Annotated in this window: 1 protein-coding gene; it reads right to left on the minus strand. The window is 64.3% G+C overall.

Going from position 1 to position 1,972, the window contains the following annotated elements:
• Window positions 1–360: 360 nt before the first annotated feature.
• Window positions 361–1,716, minus strand: coding sequence for a recombinase XerD (locus tag AZG88_RS18115; protein ID WP_082833361.1), 1,356 nt, complete (start codon window positions 1,714–1,716; stop codon window positions 361–363).
• Between the last annotated feature and the right edge of the window lie 256 nt (window positions 1,717–1,972).

The raw sequence follows: 1,972 nt of genomic DNA on the forward strand, positions 1-1,972 counted from the left end.
TCGGACAACCCGGCCCTGCCTCCGGTCCTCTCCCTTGCGGAACGCGTCTGGCCCGGCCGTCCCGACGACGCAGACTCGCCAACAGCTCTCGGTGCACAGCACTCCTGACCAGAAGAATCAGAGTACTCACGCCAGTCACGCACGGTGGGGCCATTCGCCATAGAGGACGTCGCGGTCCCGGTCTAAAAGGGGTAGTCGTGGCCGCAATCTACAAGGCGGTGTTCGGATGACCGGATCCGTCATCTGATGCGATACCGGGTATCCCTACTGGTAACCCTGCATATTCGGTCGGTGCGTATGTGGACTCCGACTGATGACGGAGTCAGCTCCAGCCGTTCCAGGTGCCCTGGTGTGCGTCAGTCATTGTGTTCCTTTTGTCTGTGGTCCTGCGGCGTATCCGGCCCAAGGTTGCGCCACTTCGGCGGCGTGGCGATGTGCGTTCTGCTGGCTGTAGCCGAGCATGTCCGCCACGATCGGAGCTGGCACCTCAGTGACCAATGTTCGGATTGCGGTGGTGCGAGCACCGAGGAGGTCGATACCGAGGGTGCGAAGTCGGTTCATGATCGTGTTGGGGTGTAGGTGACTGCCGGGTGTGCGGCCGGGAAAGAGCCACTCCGAGTCACCATCTCGGACGGCATGCAGGTTGGGTCGTTGTGCGAGGTGTTCGGTGAGCATGTCCGCGAACGGCGTCGGAATGGGGGCAGGGTGGGTACCGAGGGCAAGATATGGACCGTCTGGCGCCAGGAGGATGTCGGTGGTGCGATGGGATGCGATCCTCGCGATGGGTTGAGCGTAGAGGAGCAGCAGCGTGCCGGCGATCCGATATGGCAGGGATTCGCTGTTACCGGTCAGCAGTTCTCGCAGCCAGGCGATCCGTTGGTCCTGGGTGATGGTGGGGGAGGAGCGGGCGCTGCGGTGGTTGATCAGGACGGTGGTGTTGACCCGCGCCCGAAGAGCCCAGACGAAGAACGTCCGGATGCTATGGCGGGTGGTTGGTCCACCGATCAGCCATTCATCGACGTCGTGTTGGTTGCATGTCGAGGCGACGCGGCCGTGTGCTTGGAGGAGCCAGTCCAAGAACTTGATTGTCTCGGTAATCTCCTGTTTCGCCGCGTGGACCGGACCGCGCGTCGAGGATCCGGTGGCCGAGATGGCGCGGATCCGCCGAAGGTGGTGCCACGTCGCGAACTGCTCGACGGGTTGCCGCACGGCGGCCGCGCCGATGGCATCGAACTTGACCCGCAGCCAGTGCTCGAAGCGGGCGAGATAGGCGTCGCGTTCGGGTAGGAGACCATGATGCTCGAGCAAACCCCGGAGATGGGTAACTCGATGGCCGTGCCCGAGCCCGTCGATCCCTTCATGACTCATCGAGATCTCACCAACCGCTAACCTGCGCAGAATCTCTCGCATCTGCGCCGGCCGCATCCAGGTGATAACGCTCTCGGGTCGCTCGTCACGGCACAGCCCCTCCACAAGAGCGGTCATGGTGCCGGGATCCGCCGCATCGATGATCAGCAGTTCTGTGAGGTCGTCCCGAAGAGCGCAGCGAGCGCAGATGCTCCGGCGGTAGTGCTCGGCCTCGACACCACATCGGGAACAGGCGAGGTCGTCGGTGATGCCGGCGCACGGTCCGCAGATCGGGCCGTCGTGGGAATCGAGGCGGCCGGGTAGCAGCCGCTCCAACCCGCAGATCGTGCAGGAGCCGTGGGTGCGCATCGCAGCGTAGAAGCAGATGCCGCAGATTGCACCGTCGGGCCAGCGGGCGCGGATCCGGCCCACCTGTCGACCGCATCGATCACAATTGGCATCTCCGGTGGTGCGAGGGCGGCCTCGGCGTGTTGACTGGGGCGTCACCTCAATCATCGGAAATCACGCGGGCTCGTCTCGGGCGGGCACCACGTGGGGCGCCGGCCAGGAGTCGTAGGTGACCGAGTTGACCAACGCCAGCCGGGCACTTCCAGCCCATCGTGAA

The organism is Rhodococcus sp. LB1 (assembly GCF_001583455.1).
In the GTDB taxonomy this organism is placed as follows: Bacteria; Actinomycetota; Actinomycetes; order Mycobacteriales; family Mycobacteriaceae; genus Rhodococcus_F; species Rhodococcus_F opacus.